This is a genomic window from Nodosilinea sp. LEGE 07298 (assembly GCF_015207265.1).
Classification (GTDB): Bacteria; Cyanobacteriota; Cyanobacteriia; order Phormidesmidales; family Phormidesmidaceae; genus Nodosilinea.
The window spans coordinates 1-1,073 of the sequence record NZ_JADEXE010000603.1 but is presented as its reverse complement, the minus strand read 5'-3'; the positions used below and the strand labels follow the sequence as shown (position 1 = coordinate 1,073).

The following is a 1,073-nucleotide window of genomic DNA, read 5'->3' as shown; positions in this document are numbered from 1 at the left end:
GCCCACTCCCCTGAACGACATTCGGGTCTTAATCGTTGATGATCACGCCGATACCCTTGAGCTGTTGGCCACGCTGCTGAGCCAGTATGGTGCCATTGTTTTAGCCGTCAACTCCGCCGCTGAGGTGATGGAGGGTTTAGAGTCATTTCAGCCAGATGTGCTGGTCAGCGATATCGGCATGCCGGGTACCGATGGCCATAGCCTTATTCAAGGCATTCGCGCCTTGCCCCCCGATAAAGGCGGCCAGGTGCCCGCCCTTGCCTTCACCTCCTACTGTCAAGATGACGACTACCAGCAAACGTTGACCAGCGGCTATCAAAAACTAATTGCCAAACCGCTTGAACTTGAGCAATTAATCGAAGCCATTGCCAGGCTTGCCCATCACGCCTAATCGACCTCTGACCATGACAGCCTCTTCTACCCCCGCTGCTGCCTCAACGCCCTGGTGGCGTGGGGCCGTGCTCTACCAAATTTATCCCCGCTCGTTTATGGATAGCGATGGGGATGGAGTCGGCGATCTGCCCGGCATTCTCGCCCAGCTGGAGTACGTCGCGGCCCTTGGGGTCGATGGCATCTGGATTTGCCCGTTTTACCCTTCACCGATGAAGGACTTTGGCTACGATGTCGCCGACTACTGCGATGTTGACCCCCGCTTTGGCACTTTGGACGATTTTCGCCGTTTGCTGCACCGCGCCCACGAGCTGGGCCTGAAGGTGATTGTCGATCAGGTTTGGTCTCACACCTCTGACCAACACCCCTGGTTTCAGACCAGCCGCCAAAACCGCACCAATGCCAAAGCCGACTGGTACGTGTGGGCCGACCCCAAGCCCGACGGCACGCCGCCCAACAACTGGCTGTCTCGGTTTGGGGGCGTGGCTTGGGCCTGGGATGCTCGCCGCAGGCAGTATTACCTGCACAACTTTCTGGCCGCCCAGCCCGACCTCAATGTTCACCACGGCGAGGTACAGGCGGCGCTGCTGGCGGTGGGCCGGTTTTGGCTTGACCTGGGGGTCGACGGCTGCCGCTTTGATGTGGCCAACTACTTTATGCACAACCCCGCCCTGCCCAACAAC

Annotated in this window: 2 protein-coding genes; both read left to right on the top strand. The window is 59.0% G+C overall.

The window, feature by feature from the left end; translation table 11 throughout:
• A partial coding sequence (locus IQ273_RS33355) for a response regulator (RefSeq protein ID WP_194027348.1) occupies positions 1–391 on the top strand: 391 nt, incomplete at its 5' end.
• 13 nt (positions 392–404) lie between these two features.
• Positions 405–1,073: alpha-amylase family glycosyl hydrolase (locus tag IQ273_RS33350; protein WP_255534765.1), on the top strand; the 669-nt coding region annotated here is incomplete at its 3' end.